General features: G+C 51.4%; 16 protein-coding genes. 1 reads left to right on the top strand and 15 read right to left on the bottom strand.

Annotated features, from left to right (window positions below; genetic code table 11):
* Window positions 1–43: 43 nt before the first annotated feature.
* Window positions 44–1450 carry an NADP-dependent phosphogluconate dehydrogenase gene (gene gndA, locus ACJ8QI_RS03965; RefSeq protein ID WP_060440334.1) on the bottom strand — a complete coding sequence of 469 codons (1407 nt, stop codon included), beginning with the start codon at window positions 1448–1450 and terminating at the stop codon, window positions 44–46.
* A gap of 261 nt (window positions 1451–1711) precedes the next feature.
* Between gndA and ACJ8QI_RS03960 the strand changes: the two genes are divergently transcribed.
* Window positions 1712–2752 carry an acyltransferase family protein gene (locus tag ACJ8QI_RS03960; RefSeq protein WP_102984974.1) on the top strand — a complete coding sequence of 347 codons (1041 nt, stop codon included), beginning with the start codon at window positions 1712–1714 and terminating at the stop codon, window positions 2750–2752.
* 100 nt (window positions 2753–2852) lie between these two features.
* Here ACJ8QI_RS03960 and ACJ8QI_RS03955 read toward each other — a convergent pair whose 3' ends face one another.
* The 14 genes from ACJ8QI_RS03955 to ACJ8QI_RS03890 all read right to left on the bottom strand — a co-directional run bounded on the left by ACJ8QI_RS03955 (window position 2853) and on the right by ACJ8QI_RS03890 (window position 25343).
* Window positions 2853–6437 carry a GT99 family glycosyltransferase N-terminal domain-containing protein gene (locus ACJ8QI_RS03955; protein ID WP_442532099.1) on the bottom strand — a complete coding sequence of 1195 codons (3585 nt, stop codon included), beginning with the start codon at window positions 6435–6437 and terminating at the stop codon, window positions 2853–2855.
* Complete coding sequence (locus ACJ8QI_RS03950) at window positions 6437–7762, bottom strand: ABC transporter ATP-binding protein (protein WP_033637760.1); 1326 nt, start codon at window positions 7760–7762, stop codon at window positions 6437–6439. The genes ACJ8QI_RS03955 and ACJ8QI_RS03950 overlap by 1 nt, the downstream gene beginning before the upstream one ends.
* Window positions 7752–8585, bottom strand: a complete 834-nt coding sequence (locus ACJ8QI_RS03945) for an ABC transporter permease (protein WP_060440337.1) — start codon at window positions 8583–8585, stop codon at window positions 7752–7754. The genes ACJ8QI_RS03950 and ACJ8QI_RS03945 overlap by 11 nt, the downstream gene beginning before the upstream one ends.
* Window positions 8586–8707: 122 nt before the next feature.
* Window positions 8708–9556, bottom strand: coding sequence for a glycosyltransferase (locus ACJ8QI_RS03940; protein ID WP_442532098.1), 849 nt, complete (start codon window positions 9554–9556; stop codon window positions 8708–8710).
* 170 nt (window positions 9557–9726) lie between these two features.
* Window positions 9727–10593, bottom strand: a complete 867-nt coding sequence (gene rfbD, locus ACJ8QI_RS03935; RefSeq protein ID WP_442532097.1) for a dTDP-4-dehydrorhamnose reductase — start codon at window positions 10591–10593, stop codon at window positions 9727–9729.
* Window positions 10593–11126, bottom strand: coding sequence for a dTDP-4-dehydrorhamnose 3,5-epimerase (rfbC, locus tag ACJ8QI_RS03930; RefSeq protein WP_049202254.1), 534 nt, complete (start codon window positions 11124–11126; stop codon window positions 10593–10595). The genes rfbD and rfbC overlap by 1 nt, the downstream gene beginning before the upstream one ends.
* Before the next feature lie 414 nt (window positions 11127–11540).
* Window positions 11541–12557: a UDP-glucose 4-epimerase GalE gene (gene galE, locus ACJ8QI_RS03925; protein WP_100396912.1), complete on the bottom strand. Its 1017-nt coding sequence runs from the start codon at window positions 12555–12557 to the stop codon at window positions 11541–11543.
* A gap of 144 nt (window positions 12558–12701) precedes the next feature.
* Window positions 12702–14075 (bottom strand): phosphomannomutase CpsG, encoded by a 1374-nt coding sequence (cpsG, locus tag ACJ8QI_RS03920; RefSeq protein WP_442532096.1) that lies wholly within the window; start codon window positions 14073–14075, stop codon window positions 12702–12704.
* 14 nt (window positions 14076–14089) lie between these two features.
* On the bottom strand, window positions 14090–15514 hold the full coding sequence (locus ACJ8QI_RS03915; RefSeq protein WP_100396910.1) for a mannose-1-phosphate guanylyltransferase/mannose-6-phosphate isomerase: 1425 nt from the start codon (window positions 15512–15514) through the stop codon (window positions 14090–14092).
* Window positions 15515–15789: 275 nt separating this feature from the next.
* The gene (locus tag ACJ8QI_RS03910; protein ID WP_089185733.1) at window positions 15790–17166 is read right to left on the bottom strand and encodes a TolC family outer membrane protein; all 1377 of its coding nucleotides are present in this window, start codon (window positions 17164–17166) and stop codon (window positions 15790–15792) included.
* 2 nt (window positions 17167–17168) lie between these two features.
* A complete protein-coding gene (locus ACJ8QI_RS03905; protein ID WP_038881050.1) occupies window positions 17169–18500 on the bottom strand; it encodes an HlyD family type I secretion periplasmic adaptor subunit in 1332 nt (443 codons plus the stop codon).
* 54 nt (window positions 18501–18554) lie between these two features.
* On the bottom strand, window positions 18555–20321 hold the full coding sequence (locus tag ACJ8QI_RS03900; RefSeq protein ID WP_047728091.1) for a type I secretion system permease/ATPase: 1767 nt from the start codon (window positions 20319–20321) through the stop codon (window positions 18555–18557).
* A gap of 381 nt (window positions 20322–20702) precedes the next feature.
* Entirely contained in the window at window positions 20703–23705 is a 3003-nt protein-coding gene (locus ACJ8QI_RS03895; RefSeq protein ID WP_102984977.1) for a beta strand repeat-containing protein, read from the bottom strand.
* Window positions 23706–24332: 627 nt separating this feature from the next.
* The gene (locus ACJ8QI_RS03890) at window positions 24333–25343 is read right to left on the bottom strand and encodes an acyltransferase (protein WP_343179308.1); all 1011 of its coding nucleotides are present in this window, start codon (window positions 25341–25343) and stop codon (window positions 24333–24335) included.
* Window positions 25344–25405: the final 62 nt, after the last annotated feature.

The raw sequence follows: 25405 nt of genomic DNA, 5'->3' as shown, positions 1-25405 counted from the left end.
GGCGTTAACCTCGGCGGCTTTTTTTATCGCTCAACGAGCGGGCTTATTCCATCCATTCGGTATGGAACACGCCTTCCTTGTCGATGCGTTTGTAGGTGTGCGCGCCGAAGTAGTCGCGCTGCGCCTGGATCAGGTTCGCCGGCAGCACCGCGGAACGGTAGCTGTCGTAGTAGGCGATCGCGGCGGAGAAGGTTGGCGTAGGGATACCGTTCTGCACGGCATAAGCCACCACGTCACGCAGCGCCTGCTGGTATTCGTCGGCGATTTGCTTGAAGTATGGCGCCAGCAACAGGTTGGCGATATCGGCGTCCGCCGCATACGCGTCGGTGATCTTCTGCAGGAACTGGGCGCGGATGATGCAGCCGGCGCGGAAGATCTTGGCGATTTCGCCGTAGTGCAGATCCCAGTTGTTTTCTTTAGACGCGGCTTTCAGCTGAGAGAAGCCCTGCGCGTAGGACACGATCTTGCCCAGATACAGCGCGCGACGCACTTTCTCGATGAATTCGGCTTTGTCGCCGGTGAACGGCGCCACTTTCGGGCCGGTCAGCACTTTAGAGGCAGCAACGCGCTGATCTTTCAGCGAGGACAGGTAGCGTGCGAACACCGATTCGGTGATCAGAGACAGCGGTTCGCCCAGATCCAGCGAGCTCTGGCTGGTCCACTTGCCGGTGCCTTTATTGGCGGCTTCGTCCAGGATCACATCGACCAGGTATTTACCCTCTTCGTCTTTCTTGGTGAAGATGTCTTTGGTGATGTCGATCAGGTAGCTGTTCAGCTCGCCCTTGTTCCACTCGGCGAAGGTTTCGGCCAGCTGCTCGTTGCTCAGGTTCAGCGCCTGCTTCAGCAGAGAATAGGCTTCGGCAATCAGCTGCATGTCGCCGTATTCGATACCGTTGTGCACCATTTTCACATAATGGCCTGCACCGTCTGCGCCGATGTAGGTCACGCAAGGCTCGCCTTCCGCAACCGCAGCGATTTTCTTCAGGATTGGCGCCACCAGCTCGTAAGCTTCTTTCTGGCCGCCAGGCATGATGGAAGGCCCTTTCAGCGCGCCCTCTTCACCGCCGGAAACGCCGGTGCCGATGAAGTTGAAGCCCTGGTCGGACAGTTCGCGGTTACGACGGATGGTGTCCTGATAGTAGGTGTTGCCGCCGTCGATCAGGATATCGCCCTTGTCCAGGTGCGGAGTCAGCGAGGCAATGGTTTTATCCGTCGCTTCGCCCGCTTTCACCATCAGCAGGATGCGGCGCGGTTTTTCCAGCGATTCAACAAACTCTTCAACGGTGTAATACGGCGCCAGGTTTTTGCCCGGGTTCTCAGCGATCACTTCGTCAGTTTTGTCGCCAGAACGGTTGAAAATGGAAACGGTGTAACCACGGCTCTCGATGTTCAGCGCGAGGTTGCGGCCCATTACCGCCATGCCGACAACGCCGATTTGTTGCTTGGACATTTAGGAACTCCTGTCTGAGGATGACCCTGCCGGCAACGTCGGCCAGCAGGTTTTGTGATGTGGCACACATGTTAACTCAGGATTGAGCCGGGTGGGTAGTGATTGGTGCGATAGGTCACATCACAGCACAAATTCATAGCAAGCAAACTCACATTTTGTTACATACATTGACAAAAAGGGAAGTCAATGAGGGGAAAAACTTTAAACTTGAAGTGAGATGAACTAAAATCCAGCAACCCATTTTTTGTGTAAAAAAAGAAAATGAAGCCTCTCTCTTCTCATCAAAAAAACTGTTTTGATGTTATTCGTATTTTTGCAGCATTCCTTGTCCTTTATTCGCATCATTTTGCTTTGAGTGGCAAAGCCGAGCCATCTTTTCTGGGCTTTGAAAGCTTTGGCGGATTGGCCGTTGTTATATTCTTTGGTGTTTCCGGGTATCTGATCGCTCAGTCAGGGATGAGAAGCGGGAGCTTTGTCTCGTTTATGGAAAAGAGAATAAAGCGAATATTCCCGGCGCTTGTCGTATGCAGCCTCGTTTTATACGTCGCCGTGGGCTTCGCGTTACAACCTGAAAGTGTCTTCACCAAAAGATCGTTGATTGCTGCGATTAACCTGGTCGCCTTGCGCGGGGCTGACCCCATCACTATGGCGCAGCATTATATTTATCCTAACGCGATAAATGGCAGCCTCTGGACACTGCCATTAGAGTTCGCTTGTTATCTCATTCTTGCCGTCGCTTTTTGCTTCGCAAAAAATATCAAGCCAATACTCGTCGTCCTGCTCTCCATGGTGGCACTCACTATTTATTTCCTGTCAAATCCAACGACACTTGGCTTTTATTCAATTTCGCTGCAACTGTTTACGCCACGAGCCGTCGCCTTCTTCTGCGGTGCATTAATGGCATTGACAGAAAGCAGTTGGAATAATAGAAACGCCAAGAAATTCCTCTTCATTTCAGGCATTGTTTTACTTTATGTACTGAAAGGGAGTTATGAATTGCGAGTTTTAGGCTACCTCATTATCCCAACATTGGTCATTATCATTGGCGTCTCGCTGACGGACAAACTTATCTATGGCCGATTTGATTACTCTTATGGCGTATATATTTATGCGTTCCCAGTGCAGCAAATCGTGATAAACCATACATCGTTAGGTTTTTACAGCAGTATGTTGTTCAGCGCTTTAATGACCCTGTTCCTCGGCGCTTTATCCTGGCATCTCGTGGAAAGACGCTTCCTGCGCAAGAAAGCGATACCGTCGGCCACATCAGCTATTAATACGGATGAACTGGCCATCAAGTAGTGCCAATAGCGCCGTTGAAAAGTCCCTCGTTCTCTTTACTATAAAAAAACCGGCGCTATAGCGCCGGTTTTTTAATGCAAGAAACTCACTCTCTGCTTCGTTAGCCGATGATCTCATGGATCGCTCTGCGCGACAGAATTCGCTTCACATAACGCTGCAAACGGTAAGGCACTAATTTTACGCCCCAGGCCAACGCCGGATGCTTGCTTAACCGCCACAGAATGGCCAGTAATTTCTCCTTACGGCCTTGCGGTGCGGCTGGCGTTACGGCAACAACTTCTACATAAGCAGAGGCGTAAACCGATGCCAGCAGCGCTTTATAATCGATACGCCCCAACTCGCTTTCCCGCAGCCAATCAGCCTGCAAATAACCGTCCCGATAGAAGTCCCCTACGCGTTCTGCCTGAGAAAGATCCAGCACTGCCGGCACATTAGCAGCTGCAAAGAAAGCTTGCGGATCGGTACGCAGAGAACGCCAGAGCTCGCACATCTTCTTGGCGGAAGTATCCCATGCTATCACCCGGCTATCACGACGGCCGACAACACGCTCGCCGAAAGCGCCAATGTTCGGAACAACAACGGGGATACCGTATTCGAGCGCGATGCTGAGCGTATAGCTATAAGTTTCAGGCCATTGAGCCGGGTACCAAATGACGTCCGGCTTGATCTCATCCAGTTTCTGCTGCAGGTCGCGGCTTGAATAGGCGCCATGACCTTTGACGGCATCGCACAGGGGGCGAAAAGCGTAGCCTAACAGATGAAACTCGATATCTTCGTGTTTCAAGTCATTGGCGACCTCATCCAGCATCAATGCGCCTTTTTCACGGCTGATCGCACCCAACACAAGCACCTTCAGCTTCTGCCCCACCTGATAGGTGGACTTGACTTCAGGATAAGGAGCGGCAACTTCGTAATCCGGGTGCCAGGCAATGACACTCTTTTGTGCGCAACTCGGAAAATCGCGCATAAAACGGACTTGCGTATCGGCAGAAGGGAAAATAACCCGCTCGGCGTTTTCGATCCACGGCAGCAGTTTAGCGCGCCATTGTTCTGCCGACATCCCACCCGGAATCGGATAGTGTTCACTGCAAAGTTTATCGCGGATAGCGATAACATCACCGGCAAAGATGCCGTTTTTATCGGTCAACGTCGGATTCGCGTTCACGAAATAGTAATCGTGAATCGTAATGTCATAGGTGCATGACAAGCTATTTTTCAGCTCGCCAATTTTATCGGCAACGCCGATCATATGATGGAAATGAATGTGCCCAACGCCAATAAAGCGCAGCAGGTTGACCAGCGTGTCATAACCATGAGCGACATCAATAATGAACTTCTCGCGGTACACTGCCTCGTTCGTATTTAACGACAACGCAACGCTGCGCCCTTCCTCTTCCGGTGTTAACAGCAGGAAATGCGCCTTATCTTTATAAAACTTGACCAACTCATGCAAATGTTGGGTAACGCCCCCACCCATCTTATGAGAGACCAGCAAGACTTTGCTGACGTCTTTCTTGGCCAAGATGCGCAGCAGCATCTGTTGGCGCGCTTTTTTGGCCGGATCGTGCGCAATGAAATCCATCACATCTTTTGTGTAGTTAGGATGGAGTTCGTTCAACAGCTCCAGCGCTCGCGTTTTGCGCGGGTTCTGTTCGCCAGCGAAGCTCACGCCGCCTTTGTGGTAGACAAAGACGTTGAGCTGATGGAAGTTAGGCCATCCGGCTTTTGCCGCACGCTGGCACCAGTCGTTTTCCTCGCCATAACCGCGGCCAAAGGTTTCGACGTCGAAATACCCCACTTCATTCAAACAATCCCGACGGATATACATGCAGAAACCGACACCGGTCGGCACTTCCACCAGGTTGTTTTCTCTGCCGTAAGTCGAGAACTGATCGTCCAGCTGCTGTACGTTCATTCCCATAAAGAGTTCATTGTCTTCACAGAAATTAGGGAAGCTGCAAATGGTCGCATTGTTTGAGAATGGTGTAATGCTGCCGACTCGGCTACGTGAATAAGCCGCTTCGCGAATACGCTCCAGCCAATCATTAGCGACCTCAACATCGCTATTGAGCAACAAGACATCCCGCTTTGGATTGAGCTTCATGCCGCGGTTCACCGTTGCTACAAAACCCAGGTTTTGTTCGTTTTCAAGCAGTTTAAAACGCGCCGTTTCAGCCCGCTCCCGTAGCCACTGAGTCAGCTCAGGCTCCGGGGAAGCATCGTTGATAACCACCAGCTGGGCCCAGTGCGGCAAAGTCGCCAGAGCGGACTCAATGCATTCCTGAGTCTCTTCCAATCCACCGTAGACCGGGACCACGACGTCGACGATGATCTCTTCAGATTGCTCACTGACCGTCGCCTCCAACGCGCCGACTTTTTCTTCCAGAGCGCCAATCTCAGCCTGTTTGGCTGCCAATGCCGAGTTCAAATCTTCAATTGTATTCATTAAGGTACAAACAGTCCTTTCAACACTTCCATCTTCGATAATGGAAGAGGCCTTTTTTTCCATTTCCGCATCACGCATGCCATCACCACGGGTAATATAATAATTGACGTGTTTCGTTATTATTTCCGCTTCATCCGGAGAGGAAAGCCGGAAACGAATATAGTTGATATCAAACAATAACTCAAAAGGCACCAAATAGGAGAACAAGTAGAAGGCAAGACGCTTTACCCTCTCTGTCTGATTGGCGACATTACAGAACGCGTATGAACAGTCACCCAGCACAGTCACGGGGACGTCCAATAACATCGCCTCCAGACCCACACTTGAGTTAATCGTCAGAATATGTTTGCAACGATGGATAAAGCCGATACTGTTTGCCGAATGGTCGATGACATCGTGCCCTGCCTGCAAGGTGAAGCGACTGCCTGGATGGCTGCGAACCAGCCGCTTTCCAGGGAAAGTGAACTCGGCATAGTCCAACAACGACTGGTTATTGAAAGAGTTGCTGAACGCGATGATATTGGAATCATTTTCAACCTGCAGCGCAATACCGACATCAAACTTGTCTTCCGCTCGGTCTTCACCATCTTGAGGCGCGTTTGGCATCACCGGAGCCGGGCCGGCAAAGAACTCGCGGAGTTGCTCCACTTGAGCGTTCATATTGAAACGGTAATCGCTACTCAAGTAGCGTCTTTCCGCCTCCGTATTACCGTTTACCCCGCTAAAGTCAAAATAAGCGGTCGACAAATACTCCGGCGAACGCAATGGCCCCAACTCAAGGTTAACAACTTTAATATTTCTTCTTTTCGCTGCCGCATTTAAGGAAGGGCAATTACACCATGTCAATACGCACTCGATGTGGTTTTCCTGGCTTAGCGCAGCAAACAGAGCCGCCTCAAGCTCAGGAATCACTTCAGTGATGAACTTCTTAAAGAGCGCATCGGGGTTGTTAAAACATTTTGCCATGTAGTGACTGAAAAAAGACTCATCAATCACACTGACTTTATGTCTATCACCCAGCAGGTTCAGGTCAGGCAATTGGAAGCCCAGACGCTTTTGCGAATCCTCCTCAAGCTCCCAACGCTTCTCACTTTCCCATTGCTCAAGAGAAGACTGGTAATCGTTGCCCATCATGAAATAAACGGGCTCTTTCATCGAGCTCAGGACGCGATAGAAAAACCACAAATAGGGTGCTTTAACGCCTCTAAAGGGGTACGCCGGTAAGAAAACACTGATCATTATGACACTCCATCGGCAACGATTTGGATTGGAGCATGGATCACGCCACCGAGCTCTCGCGAGGACCAGTACTTAATTTTTCCAATAGGCCTGCGCTGATCGAGCTCTTCTCGCTCGCCATTATTAAAGCACGCCAGACCGCAGTGGATCAGATAATCGCCGGCGTTAATCGGCAACTTGACTTTGTATTTCAACGTTTGCAAACCCGGTTGCAGCGTTAGAGGGTGCCCGGCGCCGATGTTGTTATCCCCCCAAATATCGCCCCCCTGAGCGCGAGAAATCGAGATACCCAAAACAACGTCGCTGATCGTCTCTGAGGCCGCCAGGGTAAAGTTAAAGTACAGCTCTTCACCCGATTTGACTAAAGGCTTGTCAGCCAGGGGGGTGCCATCACTTTTGATGACAGAGAACGACTCGATAATCGCCCGCGCACTACCAAAACGTTTCTCATCCACTTCCGCATTGATCGACGCCTGTTGCAGGGCTCGGAGCTCCTCAATCCCGTACCTGGCGGAAGAATCGACGGAAGAAGATACCACCGGTTCCTGTTTCTTTTCAGAAAGCAGCATCCCCTTTTCATAGGCTAATACCGCAGCCAGCACATCCGTCGTATCACCGATCAGTTGGCCGTCGCTCATGACCAGACAGCGGTCGGCGTATTCCAGAATGCTGCCGGTTGAATGGGTCACCATAATGATGGTTGTCCCCTGCTTCTTCAGCGCTTCCATCCTTTTAAAGCATTTATACTGGAATCCGATATCCCCTACCGCCAACGCTTCATCGACGATTAAAATCTCGGGATCAATACAGGCTTGCACCGCAAAAGCCAGGCGCACATACATCCCGCTGGAATAGGTCTTTACCGGCTGGTCGATAAACGCGCCAATATCTGCGAAATCGAGAATACTTTGAAACTTGCGATCGATCTCAGCCTTGCTTAACCCCAGTACGCTGCCGTTAAGGTAGACGTTATCTCGGCCAGTAAATTCAGGATTAAACCCCGCGCCCAGCTCCAGCAAGGCGGCGATTCGGCCATTGACGCTGATGTCACCTGTCGTCGGTGTCAGCGTACCGCAAATCATCTGAAGCAGCGTGGACTTACCCGCCCCATTTCTGCCGATAATGCCGACGGTCTCCCCGCGGTTTATCGTGAAGGACACATCCCTGAGGGCCCAAAACTCACGGAAATACGTACGGCTTTCTTTCCTCGCCACGCGCTGCAGTTTAGGGGCAAAGAACTGCTTCAGACGGTCGCGCGGACGAGAGTAGATTTGGTAGCACTTGCTTAAATTGCTAACCTGAATCGCAACATCGTTAGAGGACATCTGCAAACCCCTTTCTGGTTTTCTGGAAGAAAGCATAACCCAGCCAAGCCACTAACATCGCGGCTAACGTATAGACCGCCAGCCCGCTCCAGTTAGGCATCTGACCCCAGATCAAAATATTACGCGCTTGTTCGATAATAAATGTTAGAGGATTGAGCATAATCCAGATCCGATACTTCTCAGGCAGCGCAGTGATTGGGAAGAAGACCGGGGATAAAAACATCATTACAGTGGTAATGATTACCGTAGTCTGGCCGACATCACGGATAAATACCCCAAGCGAAGCCAGGATCCATCCCAAACCAAGGCAAAAAATGACCAGCGGCAAGAAAACCAACGGCACAAACACCAGCGTCCAGTGCAAATAGCCGTTGAACAGGAAAAAGGCGCAAAGCAAAACCAGCAGGCTGATCACGGTGTGAAACAGCGCTGCGCATAAGCTGATCACCGGCAGGGTTTCTAAAGGAAACACCACTTTCTTCACATAGTTGGTATTCCCCAAAATGATCTGCGGCGCACGGTTCACCACTTCAGCAAAAAAGCCATGCACAATCATGCCAACAAAGAGGATCACGGCAAACTGAGTGCGGCTTTCGTCTCCGCCGACGGACCAGCGAGCTTTAAAAACGACTGAAAAGACAAAAGTATAGACAACGAGCATAAACAAAGGGTTTAAAAAGGACCAGGCCAGTCCCATCGCGGAACCTTTGTAACGACCAATCACTTCGCGTTTGGTCATCTGCAGAATCAGCTGCTTGTAACCCCATATGTTACGCACCAAGGAGAGTGGCGATATCGGTTGATTTTTATGCGGATTGCTCATTCCCCTACCCCCGGTGTGATCACGGCAGCATGCGTCACCGCCATAAACTCATTAAAAATATTCATAATCAATACCTTAATACTTTTGACATACCGTCTTTACGCTTCTTCTCGCGGCGTATGCTACCGCTTGCGACCGTTTTCTTTCATAGGAATGCTCTTTAAGCATTGCTGGTTATACTGGCGGCGCTGACGATCAAAAAACCATCCCCACTTGCAAAAGTAGGCGACAGCTGAGCGCACATGATGGCCCAGCAACACCAGATTTTTATAGGACCCTTTGCCGAAGACATGCGTGATCAGCGCCCCCGAAAAGTACATGATATCGCTGTGCGATAAAGCCCTGCGACAGAGATCGACATCTTCCATGTACATGAAAAAACGTTCGTCAAACCCTTCCAGCTTTTTCAACAACGGGGACGCAATCAGCATAAAGCACCCCGACACGGTCGGCACGGCAAAGGTTGAATCATAATCCGCAGCCTGCAGCTCATAAGCGGCATCCATCTTAGCGCCTAAGCGGGGAATAAAGCGGCGCAACAGCAAATTCGCCGGCGTTGGCAGCAATCGGCAACTGTATTGAAAACGGCCATCGCTGTAATGAATCCGTGGAGAGACAAACTGATGTTTCCCTTCGCTGGCGAACCGATACAAACTCGCCAATGCCCCCATCTCAAAACTGATATCCGGGTTACAGATCAAAAAATACTCGCAGGAGTCCAGATAGCGGCTCATTGCCAGGTTATGTCCGTGGCCAAACCCGCCATTTCCCTCGGCAGAAATGTAGCTGATACGATCATTTTCCAAAGCATCAGCCCAATCTGCACCGCCATTATTGACCAAAACAATCTTTTCAACGCAGCGTTCGGCCAAGAGGGACGTCAAGGTGCCCACCACCTGCTCATAGCTGTGGTTGTATAAAACGATAGATGCAACGATCTGAAATTGAGATTTTTCTTGGTCTACAGCCATGCTGTATCTAGTTCCTAAACCCGTAATTTACCGCAGTCACAAAGTCATGCCATTAGGGTGGTTAAAAGACTGAACGTCAGGCCCATAAGCGATGTTAACGTTTCATCACCATGCAAAAACGCCAAAGGGGATAGTATTATCCCCTTTAATCTCATCCATTTGAAGGATCATCACTGAGATAATATCTTCTGGAGTACAATTTTAAGTTGCAGTTCCCATGGGCTAGGCTTCAGATCCAGCGCACAAATCTTGCTGGTGCTCAGAATCGAATAAGCAGGCCTGGATGCAGGCGTTGGATATTCATGGGTTGCGATCGGTTTGACATTCACCTGATGCGGATAATGACCTGAGTTCCCCGCCTCCCGGAAGATAGCGCAAGCAAAATCGAACCATGAAACCGCGTTATCGCCGCAGTAATGATAGATACCGTAAGGTAATTGAGGATGGGACAGCATAGCGATGGCCGTCGCCGCAATGTCTCCCGCATAGGTAGGGCAGCCGAACTGGTCGCTTACCACGCCCAATTCCCCCCTCTGTGCACCGACTCGCAGCATGGTTTTCACGAAGTTGTTGCCGTACTCGCTGAAAACCCAGGCCGTTCTGATCACTACCGTTTTCGGATTTGCCAGCAAAGCCGCATGCTCACCTTCGAGTTTCGTTTGCCCGTAAACGCTCTGGGGTGAACATGGCGTCTCTTCACAGTACGGTTCCGATGAAGTGCCGTCAAAGACGTAATCGGTCGAGATATGTATGAAAGGAATGTCTAACTTCGCCGCTGCTGTAGCCAGGAATCCTGGGCCGAGCGCATTGATCGCCCTGGCCTTTTCAGGCTCAGATTCCGCTTTATCCACCGCAGTATAAGCCGCAGCATTGATAATGGCATCCGGTACTAGCTGTTCAACCGCTGCCGAAACGGCAGCGGAGTCCGCGATATCCAATTGCTGGCTGTCCATCGCCATCAGGGTCCAATTGGCAGGGAAACGATCGATAATACAGCGTCCCAGCTGCCCCGCAGCACCAGTCAAAAGTACACGCATTAAAAAAGCTCTCTAAACAGTTTTCCCTGCAGATCCTTTGGCGACAACAGCGGATCGCTGATTGGCCATTCGACACCTACTTCCGGATCGTTCCACAGTAGGCAACCTTCATTACTTGGATCATAGTAATCAGTGCATTTATATTCAAAATCAGCCGAGTCCGAAACTACGACAAAACCATGGGCGAGACCAGGCGGCACCCAAAGTTGGTTTTTGTTCTCTTCAGACAAGTAGACGCCAACCCACTTTTTGAACGTCGGCGACTCAGGACGAATATCGACGACCACATCGTAGACCTCGCCGCGTACCACCCTTACCAACTTACCTTGCGGTTTTGCCGTTTGAAAATGCAATCCCCGCAAGACGCCACGCGCAGAACGGGAGTGGTTATCTTGTACGAACTCCGCATCAATGCCGAGCAGCTCCTGGTATCGGCTTTTTTGGAACGTTTCCAAGAAAAAACCACGCTGGTCGCCAAACACTTTGGGTTCGATCAGCTTTACACCTTCAACCTGCGTCTCTATCACTTTCATTAGAAATTTACTCACAAAAACGTTACCCAGAGACCTCGAATTATGCTTATAAACACGCGTCGCCACCGAGTTTACACTTCACGTTTGAGGTCTTTTTGAACGAACCTTAAACAAACTCGCGTGCATATGACAGAAATAATATAGGGTCCGCGAAGGTTTGAGAGACTAGCACAATTTGCAAAAACATCCGACACCGTAACGTAAAAAAATACGCTGAATCTGTGTGGTTCTTGTTCAAGGATAAGATTTAACTCAATGGTTTTAAAATGAAATATAGGAAATGTAGTAGAAAGTTTTGCTGTATTTTCTAGGAAGCTGGTTACAATTTATCAAGTATCGCTTACTGATTGCCCAATGGTCGTTTTGGCCCCACCATTTATCCTTTCCTATAAACGATGGGGGTAAACTGCAGGATCAGCGCTGAAAACCCTTAGGATTTTTCTTCTGCCAGTTCCAGGTATCGCGCATCATATCATCGAGCCCCCTGCGCACTTTCCACCCCAGCTCCTGATAAGCCAGATCGGCGTTCGCCCAGAAGGCAGGCAGATCGCCGTCGCGGCGCGGCAATATTTGGTAAGGGATCGCGACACCGGAGGCTTTTTCAAATGCCTGAACCATCGCCAGTACCGAGTGCCCTACACCGGCCCCCAGGTTATAGGCCTTAAATCCGTTGAGCTTCGGCAGATGATCCATCGCTTTCAGATGGCCTTCGGCCAGATCCATGACATGAATGTAATCACGCTCTCCCGTCCCATCGTTCGTCGGGTAATCCCCGCCGAAAATACCCAGCTTTTCCAGTTTGCCAATCGCAACCTGCGAGATATAAGGCAACAGGTTATTGGGAATTCCGTTAGGATCTTCGCCGATCAACCCCGACTCATGGGCACCTACCGGGTTAAAGTAACGCAAGGCAATAATCGAAAACTGCGGCTCAGCCTTGGCGAAATCCTGCAGAATCTGTTCCACCATCAGCTTGGACGTACCATAAGGGCTGGTCGTGCCGCCGATCGGCGTCGTCTCGACGTAAGGCACCGGCGAATTGGCCCCATAGACGGTGGCGGACGAGCTAAAGATGAACGCATGTACGCCGGCACGGCGCATCGCATCCAACAACACCAGCGTGCCAGTAACGTTATTCTGGTAGTATTCCAGCGGTTTACGCGTAGATTCACCTACCGCCTTAAGACCGGCGAAGTGGATCACGCTCGTAATCGAGTGCGCTTCAAAGATGCGATGCAGACATTCGGCATCCTGAACGTCCCCCTGGTAGAACACTGCGGATTTCCCCGTCAGCTTTTCCACGCGGCTTAATGACTCGGCAGAAGAGTTCGACAAGTTGTCCAATACCACCACGTCTTCGCCGCGCTCCAGCAAAGATAAAACGGTGTGAGACCCGATGTAACCGGCACCGCCGGTGACTAGAATTGCCATATCAACCCCTTATACTTCGGTAACACCCTTTGTTTGACAAAAGCACCCCATTTAATAATGGATGCATCATACAACCTTCTGAGCGCACCATGAAGAAAGAGCGGCAAAAGCCGCCCCCATCCTAGATCTTCAATGTACTAAGCGTTAAATTTTTGCAGCAAGCAGCGCAAGAATTTCATCAGTTTTCTCTTGCATCAGCGCAACATCAGCACGCGATTCGACATTAAGACGCACCACCGGTTCCGTATTGGAGGAACGCAGATTGAAACGCCAGTTTGCAAACGTCATGCTGATGCCATCGGTATAGTCCACCTCGTCGGCATGCGCTAAATAGTGTTGCTTAACGCTTTCGATAGACACGGCCGGCTGAGTCAGCTTGATATTGATCTCACCGGAAGACGGATAGGCGACAATGCGATCCTGTACCAGCTGCCCCAGAGTTTGTCCCTTCACGCTGACCAGTTCAGCGACCAGCAGCCACGGAATCATGCCACTGTCACAATAAGCAAAATCTCGGAAATAGTGGTGGGCGCTCATCTCCCCGCCATAAATGGCATCTTCCGCACGCATGCGTTCCTTAATGAAAGCATGGCCAGTTTTCGACATCACAGGTACGCCCCCGGCACCGGTGACCACATCGACGGTGTTCCAGCTCAGACGTGGATCGTGGATGATCTTCGCGCCCGGCTGTTTCTGCAAGAAGGCCTCCGCCAGCAAGCCGACGATATAATAACCCTCAATGAAATCACCTTTTTCATCGAACAGGAAGCAGCGATCGAAATCGCCGTCGAACGCAATGCCCATATCAGCGCCATGCTCACGCACCGCATCGGCAGTATCCGCACGACACTCAGGAAGCAATGGGTTGGGAATACCGTTAGGGAAAGTGCCGTCCGGCTGGTGATGCACCTTGATAAACTCCAATGGTACGCCCTGCGCCTTCAGTTGCGCTTCAATAGCATCGATCACATGCCCCGCCGCGCCGTTGCCCGAGTTGATCACCAGCTTCAACGGTTTGAAATTTGTCACGTCGACATAGGACAGAATGTGCTCTACATAAGCCCCCAACACGTCCTGGCGGACGTAGCTGCCGCGCATTGCTGCCGGTGTCTGAAACTGGTTTTTCTCCGCCAGCTCCTGGATCGCTCGTAGTCCGGTATCGCCGCTAATTGGGCGAGAGTCTTCTCGCACCAACTTCATGCCGTTGTAATCGATAGGGTTATGGCTGGCGGTGACCTCTACGCCACCATCCGTTTTTAAATAGGTCGTGGCAAAATAGATTTCTTCGGTCCCGGTTAAGCCGATGTCGATAACGTCAGTGCCCGCATCCTGTAAGCCTTTCGCCAGCGCCAGTTTCAGGCTTTCACTGGTCAAGCGTACATCGCTGCCCAATACGATAGACTTGGGCTTCAAATACTCGCCGTAAGCGCGTCCAATACGGTACGCGATGTCCTCATTCAGCTCTTCGCCCAATTTTCCCCGAATATCGTACGCCTTAAAACACGTTAACTTTCGCATTGCCAAACCCTTTCTCAAACTCTGCCATATCGATCTTGCAAACGTTCAATATCATCTTCTTCCAGATAGCGTCCAGACCTGACTTCGATCATTTCCAAATCGATTTTTCCTGGATTCTCCAACGTATGGACACTGCCCGCAGGAATAAAAGTGGACTGATTCTCCGATAGGAAAAACTCTTTATCATCAACGCTAACTTTTGCTGTCCCACTCACGACCACCCAATGTTCAGCGCGGTGAAGATGTCTCTGAACAGAAAGTCCTTCCCCCGGCCGTACAATAATCTTCTTCACCTGGAAGTGCGTGCCGCTGTCAATGTCGCAAATCTTTCCCCAAGGGCGGTAGGCGGTAGAATGCTGGCGAAAATGATGAAGATTACGCTTTTTAAGCTCATCGACGATTTTCTTAACATCCTGCACTTTATCTTTGTGAGCGATTAGCAGCGCATCATTGGTATTAACCACGATAAGGTTTTCCAATCCAATGGTTGCGACCAACGCAGACTCAGACGCAATGTAGTTGTCACTGGAGTCGATCGAGATAACCTCACCCACGTTGACATTGCCCAACCGATCTTTTTCAGAAACTTCCCACAAGGAGGACCAGGAACCGACGTCGCTCCAGCCCGCATCAATAGGGATCACAACGGCATCATGTGTCTTCTCCATCACCGCATAATCGATGGAATCACTTGGGCAATGTTTGAAGATGTCTTGTTCAACCCGGATAAAATTCATGTCGCGTTGACTTTTAGCCACAGACTGCTGAGTTGTGCTGAAGATATCGGGGCTGAACTGCCGCAGTTCCTGTAAGAACTTGGCTGTCTTAAACATGAACATACCGCTGTTCCAGCTATAATCACCGCTGGCAAGGTATTCGACCGCTTTCTCCAAACGCGGCTTCTCAACGAACGAATCAACTTTGAAACACGCATTGGACAGGTGGCCGCCACGTTTGATGTAACCGTATCCTGTTTCCGGATGCTCAGGAATGATGCCAAACGTGACCAGCTGGTTGTTGTCTGCAAACGACACTGCCGTCTGAATCGCTGCGTGGAAATTGTCCACTTTCGTGATCAGATGATCGGCAGCCAGCACCAAAAGCATGCTGTCTTCGTCTTCTTCAGCAGCAAGATGAGCGGCTAACGCCACTGCTGGCGCAGTATTCCGTCCTACGGGCTCTAAAATAATATTGGTCGCTAATTGCCCAATTTCACGTAATTGCTCCGCAACCAAGAAACGGTGTTCCTCGTTGCAAATGACCAGAGGAGAGGCAACTTCGATGCCAGACAGACCGGTCAAACGCTGTAACGTCTGTTGCAGCAGGCTCATACCACTATCATCAATAGACAAAAACTGTTTAGGGAACGATTCTCGCGACATCGGCCACAGACGACTCCCAGTGCCGCCGGCCATAACCACAGGAATTAGTTTGGACATTATCTACCCTTTACTCCGCCATATTTCCTAAACGAAGACGCCACATTTCACTGACATCATCATTCTAAAATTCATACGATCATCAACCAATCGCTACGTTTTTGCTAAAAGTATAAATTCCTCTAACCTACCGCCCTTTAACAGGAATTATGTTCAGAAATAAACCCGGCGAGTAAAAACACAGGAGGAACAACCAGTCGATAACATAACGTATTAACGAAAAAAAGAGCAGCTTGGCGCTGCTCTTTCAGATTAATGCTTATAGTGAAAATCCACTAGCGATTGCGGGCAAAATACTGCGCCACGCGCAGCACATCCTTCTCATCCAACGTGCCGGAGTCGCTCAGCAGGGTAATCCAGGACTTGATGTAGGTGTACTTGGCAGAGGCCAGATCGCGCTGGGCGCTATAGAGCTGCTGTTCGGCGTTGAGCACATCGACGTTGACGCGCTGCCCTGCCAAAACGCTCTGCCGGGTCGCCGTCACCTGCGTGGTCGCCGACTTCACCGCCAGCTCGTAGGCCGCCAGCTTGGCTCGGCTGCTGATGCACAGATTGAACTGTTTGCGCAGATCGTTCAGCGTCGAGCCAACCTGCGTGTCCATCTCAGCCATCGCCTGGCCGTAACGTGCCGCCGCCTGCCGCGTTGAGGCCGCCACACCGCCGCCGGAATAAATCGGCAAACTCACCTGCACCCCGATACTGTCGGTACGGTATTTCTGATTAACCGTGTTGTCGCTGCTGGAATCGTTCTCCGAATGCGAAGCATAGAGTTGCACACTCGGCATAAAGCCGGCGCGGTTTCTCTCTACCTCGTATTTTGCCGCATCGACGCCGTGGCGCGAGGCGGCCAGCACCGGGTTATTCTCCAGGGCGATCTTTTGCCACTCTTCAAACTTCGACGGGATCAGCGGAGCCACCTGGAACTTGCCCGGCCGTAAGACCTGCAGCTCATCCAGTTGATTCAACGGCACGCCGATGATCACCTCCAGCTCGCGCTGTGCGGCATCCAGCGCGTCGCGCGCCTCGATCACCTGTGCCTCTGCCAGGCTGTAGCGCGCCTGCGTTTCGGAAACGTCGGTCAACGTCCCCTCACCCGCGCTCATCAGCCGATCGTTCAACGCCAGCTGCTCTTTATAGGCTGTTTTTTGCGCCTCGGCCAGGGCGATTTGATCTTTGGAATAGGCCACTTCGACGTAGGCGCTGATCACCCTCACCGCCAGATCGAGCAGTTTACCGCGGTAGCGTTCATCCGACATCATCGTCTGCGCCACGCCGCCTTTGTAACGCGCATAGGCCTCATAATCGAACAGCGGCTGCGTCAACGTCACCGAGCTGGAGTAGCTGCGGTACTGCTGACGCCGCGTCGCTTCCGTAATGTTGCCAAAGAAATCGCTTTGCGGGTACTTCTGCGTTTGCCAGTTGCGCGGCGAATTCTGGTAGTTCAGCGATACCTTCGGCAGCAGCCCCGCCCTGCCGATATTTTCGTTCTCATCTCCCGCTTCTTTTTCTTTTATAGCCGCCCGGAAGGTCGGGTCCTTTTCTAATGCCAGCGAATATGCGTCTAAAATCCCTATCGAATAAACCGGCGCAGACATCGCAAACAAAAGGGTGCCGATAACCAGACCGGCAGCCTGTCGTTTTGAATGAATCAAAATTATTCCTCGGTTAATGAAGTATGAGCGCGATCCAAAATAGGTTTAAACAGATAGCTCAGCAGCGAGCGTGACCCCGTTTTCACGAACACTTCCACCGGCATCCCCGGCTTGATGTCCTCGCCACTGAGCATTTTCATGCCCTCCGGCGAGACCGTGACCTGCATCTGGTAGTAAGGTTCGCCATTGGTTTTGTCGACCAGACGATCGGCGGAAACCAGCGTGACCGTTCCCGGAATTTTCGGGGTTTTGTTTTGGTTGAAGGCGGTAAACATCAGATCCACCGGCAACCCGTTGTACACCTTATCGATCAGGTCGACTTTGAGGCGAGAATCCACCACCAATGTCGCCTGGCTGGGTACCACGTCCATCAGGTGGTCACCCGCTCCCACGACGCCCCCCTGAGTGAAGATATTCAATCCGACCACGGTGCCGTCCACCGGTGAGGTGATGGCGGTGTTGCCCAGATCGAAATCGGCCATTTGCAGCTTGTTGCGGAACTCGCTGGCGTCCATTTGGGTTTGCGCCAGCTGCGTTCTGACCTCGCGCTGATAGTCGGCGAAGCGCTGATCGATGCGTTGCTGAGATTCCTGCAGCTGCTTTTGCAGTTGGCCAATCCGCCCGACGGTTTCATCGATGCTGCTGTTCACCTCGGCGAACTGGCGCTGAATTTCCAGATAGCGGTTGCGCGGCAGGTAACCGTCCGCCGCCAGCTGTTTCATGCTGTTCATCTGCTCACGCAGGCTGGAGAGTTGGATCTGTTTGTTGGCGCGTGAGTCCTGCAGGCCTTTCAATTGGAAACGGATCCCGTCCATCGACTGCTTATAACCGTCAATTTCACTTTGCAGCCCTTGGCGACGGGAGGCGAACAGCTGCGTCTGCAGCGCAATGATCTCCGCGACACGTGGCTGATCCTTAACCTGAGCGAAAACAGGGGAAAAAGTGACCTTGCTCAGACCGTCCCGTTCAGCCAGCAAGCGCCCTTCGGTCGCCAGCGTGGTGTAATACTGATCGCGCAGCGAATCGACCTGCGCCTGTGCCTGCACCTGGCTCAACTGCACCAGGACTTCGCCGGCTTTCACCTTGTCGCCGTCTTTCACCACGATATTTTTGATGATGCCGCTGGCCGGTGCCTGCACCGTTTTACGGTTGCCGGAAACGGTTACCGATCCCGGCGACGCGACCCCTTTGTCCAAAGGTGCAAACGCCGCCCAGGCCAAGAAACCGAACACGCCCACACCCAGCGCCAACCACCCGAGACGGGTATAACGGCGCTCATCCAGCGGGATCTGTTCTGAGTACGAGTCATTCGGCTCGCCAATATGCGTAGACATACCAACTCCTTTGACTGCCGGCGACGCAACGGCGCCGCCAGGCCAGTTCACGGCTTAATTAATTTGAGTTTTAGGAACATCGCCTTCATCCGGCTCGGAGTTCACCGCACGCACCGCCTGCGTAGGCACCTGCGCTTTTTGCGCATTCGCCAAGGCCTGCAGCACCTGCTGCGTTGGGCCAAACGCATTGACGTTCCCGTTAACCAGCAGCAACAGCTTGTTGGTCATCGCCAGCAGATTGGTGCGGTGCGTAATCAGGATCACCGTCTTATTCCGCTGTTTAAGGAACGTAATGGCCTGGTTCAACGCCCGCTCGCCGGCATCGTCCAGATTGGAGTTGGGTTCATCCAGCACGATAAGAGAAGGATCGCCATACAGCGCGCGCGCCAAACCGATACGCTGTTTCTGACCGCCGGAAAGCCCGGCGCCCCCGCTGCCAATAACCGAATCATAGCCATTGGGGAAGCGCAGAATCAGCTCATGCACCCCGGCCAACTTGGCGGCCTCGATCACTTTCTCCGAGTCCAGCTCGTTGAAGCGGGCGATGTTCTCCGCGATGCTGCCGGCGAACAGCTCAATATCCTGCGGCAGATAGCCGATGTAAGGCCCCAGCTCGTCCTTGTTCCACTGGTAGATGTCGGCGTTGTCCAGGCGCACGATGCCTTCGCTGACCGGCCAGATGCCGACCAGCAGACGCGCCAACGTCGACTTGCCGGAGGCGCTTGGCCCGATAATCCCCAGCACGTCTCCCGGCTGAATGGCGAAGCTGACGTTATGCAACACCGCGCTCCCCTTCGAGCCGGGCGGCGTCGCGGTCACCCCTTCAACGGAAATCACCCCTTCCGGGCGCGGTAGCGACATGGCGGTACCACGCGGCGGATGCTGCTCCAACAAGCGTACCAGGCGCTGGTAAGCCAGTTTGGCGGAGCTCCAGCTTTTCCAAACGTTAATCACCTGCTCGATAGGCGCCAACGTGCGCCCCATCAAAATGGAACCGGCGATCATCATGCCCGGCGTGATGTGCCCATCGATCGCCAGCCAGCCCCCCAGGCCCAAAACCAGCGACTGAAGCGACAGACGCACAAACTTCGTGATCGACGTGACCCGTGATGCCCGTTCGCTGGCGATGCGTTGGCTGTTCAGGAAGCGCTGATGCAAACTGAACCAGCGCCCCTTCAGGTTGGGTAACATCCCCAACGCTTCAATCACTTCGGCATTGCGCAAGTTGGTGCTGGCCAGATTGCCCGACATGATTGAAAGCCGGCTGGCATCCGCCAACGGTTTCTTCGACACCACTTCGTTGATCACCGCCAGGGCGATCAACAGCAAGGAGCCCACCAGCGCGAACAACCCCAGCCAAGGGTTAAACAGGAAAATCACCAGCAGATAAATAGGGAACCACGGCGCATCGAAGAAGGCGAACAGCGCACTGCCGGTCAGGAATTGACGCACGTTGGTCAGATCGCTCAACATCTGGCCAGCATCGGAAGAGCCGTTCTTTAAATTCGCCTCGTAAGCCGCCGTATAGATACGCGTATTGAGACGCATATCCAGCTGGCTGCCGATGCGGATCACCACCATGCTGCGCACGTATTCCAGCAAGGACATCATGCCGAACATACCCAGCATGATCAGCGTCAGCATTAACAGCGTGATTTCATTGCGAGAAGGAAGCACCCGGTCGTAAACCTGGAGCATGTAAATGGAAGGCACCAGCATTAACAGGTTAATAAACGCAGTGAATATACCAACGGTCCAGAAGACTTTACTGCGCGTCCGTATAACATCCGCAATTTCGTTGCGCGGGATAAATTGATTCACGTTCTGCCCTTACATCATGTGCACTGTCAGTCCAATCCGCATTGACCTCTTCCCTAAAGAAATTCCTAAAAAAGAATTATCCCGAGAAGACTCACCCCAAAGAAATGCCCGAGACTGCAGATACTTTTGTTAACTATAGGTAGAGAAAGTGAAAACCGGCAAGGTAGGGTATAAAAAAAAAGCCGGTCATCACGCCTTAAAAAGGCATGATAAAACAGAATGATACGGGAAAATGAAAAAGCAACGGGAAGATAACGAAATGGAATAACTTAGAGAGGATGATGCTGCTCACAAATTTAAACATGCGGGGGAATAACCTCCCCCGCATTATTTAAAACTCAATAGTTCCACAGGGAATTATTGGCTGTTGTGGTTTTACTCTTAAGCGTAGTGCAGAGTATCCACCAATTGCTGGTGGTTCTGGCCAGTCAGGTAAATGACGGTATCGTTAGCATCCAGCGTGTGGTTATTGTTATTGTCAATAATCACATAGGAGTCAGCATTGTTACCTGTACCACTGAACACCACCGAGGCCACGCCCACCTTCGCCGTCAGCGAGTTAGGATTGCTCAGGCCCAGGATGCCGCCCAACAGACCGACAACGCCGGTAGTCAGACCGCCAACCAGTGAACCTAACAGCGCATCCAACGTATCTGAAGCGCGAGTACCGTAATCCGCCACCGCGGTACCGGTGTTGGACAGGGTCAGGCCGGAAGCCGCATCCACGATTTTGTCTTTCGCAGTGCTGAAGTCGGTGATGGTGACCCCCGCCTGCGAAGTACTGGATTTCAGATCGTAGATATTCGCCCCGGTGCCCCCGGTCAACGTGGTGTTACCCAGTACGTTGAAGCTGTCGGCCGTGGACGTCCCTTCTACCGTCAGTTGGTAACCGTTCAGACCCAGCGTGTTCAGCAGCGGGGTCAGCAATGCGGTGGTAACCGCACTCAGTGGCAACGCGTTCAACAGCTGCACGATAATACCGTCACCGGTACCCGCATGGCTTGAATCCAGGTTCAAACCGCCGGTATTGGTAGAAGCGTTAACGTCACGAACGTTGCTGAAGCCGCTACCCAACGTCAAGTTCAGCGCATGGTCACCGGTCACGTTGACAGTCTGAACCTGCGCATTGGTGCCTGCCAGGGACAGAATGTTGTTGAACGAACCGGTACCGCCGGAAGCCACGTTCACCGTCGTCAGCGCGGTGCCCAACAGCGCACTGCTGCTGCTGTTCAGGCTGATGGCGCCGGCATTCACGTTCGCCGAGCTCACTGCATCAAAGTTGATGTTAAAGTGGTCGGTGGCGTTTTGGACGAAGGTGAAGTTCAGCGTACTGGCTGAGGTCGCATCGCCTTTCACTTCCAGCTGTGCGGCGTTACCGCCGGCAGCGTTGATGACGTTGACGTTAGCCAGGCCGGAGATCACGAACCCTTGCGCCCCCAGGTTGGTCGCCGCTGCGTTCTGGGTGACCGTACCGCCCGTAGTACCTTCTACCGTAGACGTGCCGTTGGTCAGGCCAAAGTCGAAGGTGTTGGTTGGCGTAGTGACGCTGGTGGTGGTCGGTGAACCAATCAGCGGTGTCGTAATCAGCGTACCGACAGACTTACCGATATAACCGGTCAGATCAATCTGCTCAAAGTTCGAGAAGTTGTTGGCGTTGCTGGTCACGGTGCTGGTGCGAACGCCCAGGGCGTTCTGGTTGGTCACGACGGTTTTGGTGATGAAGTTGGCAGAGATGGAATCCGTGCCGGTACCGCCGTCAGCCTTGACGGTATTGGCAACGGTGTTCGCACCGCCGGAGACCGCGTTACCCGCCCAGTGCAGGCTGTCGTTGCCGGCGCCGAGGTTAAACTGTGCGGTCCCGGTCGCGATGTTAGCCGTCGAAGTCACGACCACGTTGTCTGAACCGGAGCTGGCGTTCAGAATGACGTTGCCGTTGTTGACAGTCACCGCCACGCCAGGGTTGACGCCGTTATCAGACAGGTTCACCGTCGCTGCGCTGGTGCCGTTGATGGTCAGGTTAGCCAGATGATCGGCGAACTTCAGGTTGACCGTCGCAGCCGCACCGGCATTAAGAACGGCCGTAGTCAACACTGCCGTCTCCGCATTACTCAGCACATGACTGGTTCCCGTATTCACGGTACCTGTCGCGTTGCCGCCTGCAGCGGTGACAGAAAGATTCGCAACCGTTTTATACAACAGGCTTGAACCGATATCGAATTCAAAGGCATGCTGCTGCGTTACCGTGGTGGCATCCGTCGCCACGGAATTACGCAAGTCGTTAATAATTGCCTGCGTGATCACACCACGGTCAGAACTCAGAGCACTGTAGTTGGCAATCTGAGCCGCCGTGGCGGCAACACCATGCACAGCCGTAAAGACGCTCTGAATGTAAGAGTCGGTGGTCATCCCAGCAACTTTCTTAACGAATTCAGTGGAATTCAGCAGCGATGAGATCAGCGAGCTGTAAGAGGTGCCGGAAGCCAGCGCCTTGCTCCAAGTATCCAGCGCACTGGAGTCAATCAGACGGTCAGGAATGGCCAGGTAGATTGCAGAGGTTTGCTCCTGATACGACAGCGCAGGCAATTGCCCGACTGCGTAAACCGTCGTCCCAGCCTGGAAATGCTGCTGTGCAACCAAATCACCAGCAGCCACGGTACCTTTCAGCGTATTGATGATATTAAGCACGACCTGAGCGCGGCTGGTGCCCCCGCTCAGTTCGGCTAGATAAGTTGCACTTTCCGCTGAGGTTGGCGCACGTTCATAACCGAACTGGAATAGGCGAGCGACGAAGTCTGTATCGCTCAGGCTGGAGATGTAGCTACGATCGTTGATGGTAACTTGCGCAGCCGTCAATGCGCTCAACGATCCGTTATTAATATGCGAACCCCAGTAGTTAATGGCATTTGCATCCTTGGTCGTCCCCAGTACCTGGCAGATAGCCAGATAATCGGCCGCACCGGTTCCTGATGCCGCCGCAGTGATAACCGACGGGAATAGCGCTCCCTTGACCGTATTATCAAATGCACTTGCTTGCGTCACCGTCGTTGCGTCGCTGCCGGTATAGTTCAGCAAATCGCTGACAATAGAGTTGATCATTTGCGGGACAGTCTGCCCCGAACCCAGCAATGTAGAAAGCTGTGCCGGCGTTGGCGCCACCCCGTGAACGTTGGTGTAAATAGTTTGGATGATTTCGCTGGTCGTTTTACCGGAAAATCTGGCCTGACCATCGGCGCCGTTGAGTAAGCTAGTTGCAAAGGCATCCGCAGTCAGAGTATTGGTCATGAACTGCTGACCGTAGTAATCCAAAGCCGAAGCCACCGCGCTCTTACCCAAAATCGCGTATGTGATTGATGCTACTTTATATTGCGCTGCTAGAGAAGCCATACATAAACTCCAAATTATTATATAAATAACATGGGAATACCCCCCGCAAATTCAAAAAGAAAGCGGGAAATGTAATTAAAAGCTTAATTTTCAAACGCTAAACAAAGACTGTTCGCCAACCCCACCCCTACGTCGGTTTCTGGTAAAAATAAGTAAAGTACCCATACACAATTTAATCAAGGTACTAGGATAATTTTTATATGGAAGCGTATCAGCATGTAAAGATAGACCACACAAAAAGAGCCAGTAAGGACGGGCATTACTAAATAAATAATAATTCCATCCACAAGAATAACCTTCACTTCGACAATAAAAAAATAAAACCCTTTGTTTTCATCGTGATAGGTGAAAATAATTACTATCAAAAAAAATAATCACACATGAAATAGTTTTATATCTAAAATCATTGACGATCAAATAAAAAGGTAAAGATCATCGTTCTTAAAAGATAGATATAAAAAAACGATATAAGAATTTTATTAGGTTAGAAAAGAGAACAAGGACATTGGGGGGGTGAAAATGAGAATAGATAGGATTTCAATCGGGAAGGATGGCTTAGAGCGGAAAAAGAAGGGACGTAACGGATGATGACAACCGGACCCGCAGGCCCGGTCAACACAACAGATGTCAGATAGTTCGCTTCAAGAGGGGGAGCTTACTGCAGACAAAAGCACATCCTAAAGAGAGGCAGAAGACAACGATAGTCGCTAAAGGAATAGTGATCAGAGGTAAGTAGGATACCGGTTTCAGCCCCAGTGCGTTTGAAACATCCAAGAGAATCGGGTGAATCAAGTAGACACCAAGTGTCAGACTAGCCACCGTTTTAAGCTGGTGGTCACTGAGGAGGGGTATATTGATAACCTTTAACAGCTGGAAAGCTGAAATCGACATAATAATCACAGTGATCGAAAGATATGTATATGGGTATAGCCCAGGCACATTACCTAAGTTAACCGCGCAGTAATAATACCACAAAGCCGTTACTGCAATCGAAACAACGAATAAACACAACCAGACAATGGAAGGGAATATCCTTTCATCTTTCAAAAGATAGCCCAGGATAAAGTAAGGAATGTAAGGTATAAACCATACAATAAAAACAGAGTTAATAACCATGTCATGTGGGTTGCTGAAATACGAGTTTAAACAGGATATTGCCAGCAATGTCAGACAGAGCAACCATAACGCTTTCCGATCAGATGCAGCAACGACCTGTCTGATAAAGGGTGTTACAAAATAGAGCCCCAGAATCATAAAGAGGAACCACATATGAAAATAGGGTTTTCCCGAAAGCAAAGCAAAAAAAATCTCCTGAATAGATTTAGGATCACCTTTTAACATGTTTCTTGAAAAATCCCAAAGCATGTAGAAAAGTGACCAAAAAACCAGAGGGGAAAGGATTCGGGATGCACGTTTTTTATAAAAGACACCTAAAGGCTCTGCTTTCTCTGGTGCCAGCAAAAGAGCACCTGAAATCATCACAAAGACAGGGACACACCAGCGCACCAGAGAGTCGTAGAGATTAGCATACCACCAATCGTTTGAACCAAGCTCACTCCACGTTATGACACGCGAGGATACATGCAATAAAACAACAGCAAGTATGGCGATGATCCTTGCATTATTGAGCCAACGCATTCTTATGTCTCTCCATTAAAAAACGTTCTAAACGCAAAACTTGCAAGTCAGATACAAATAAG

This window comes from Serratia sp. CY84636, from assembly GCF_052166245.1.
Taxonomy (GTDB): Bacteria; Pseudomonadota; Gammaproteobacteria; order Enterobacterales; family Enterobacteriaceae; genus Serratia; species Serratia nevei.
This window is presented reverse-complemented; position numbering and strand designations above follow the sequence as displayed.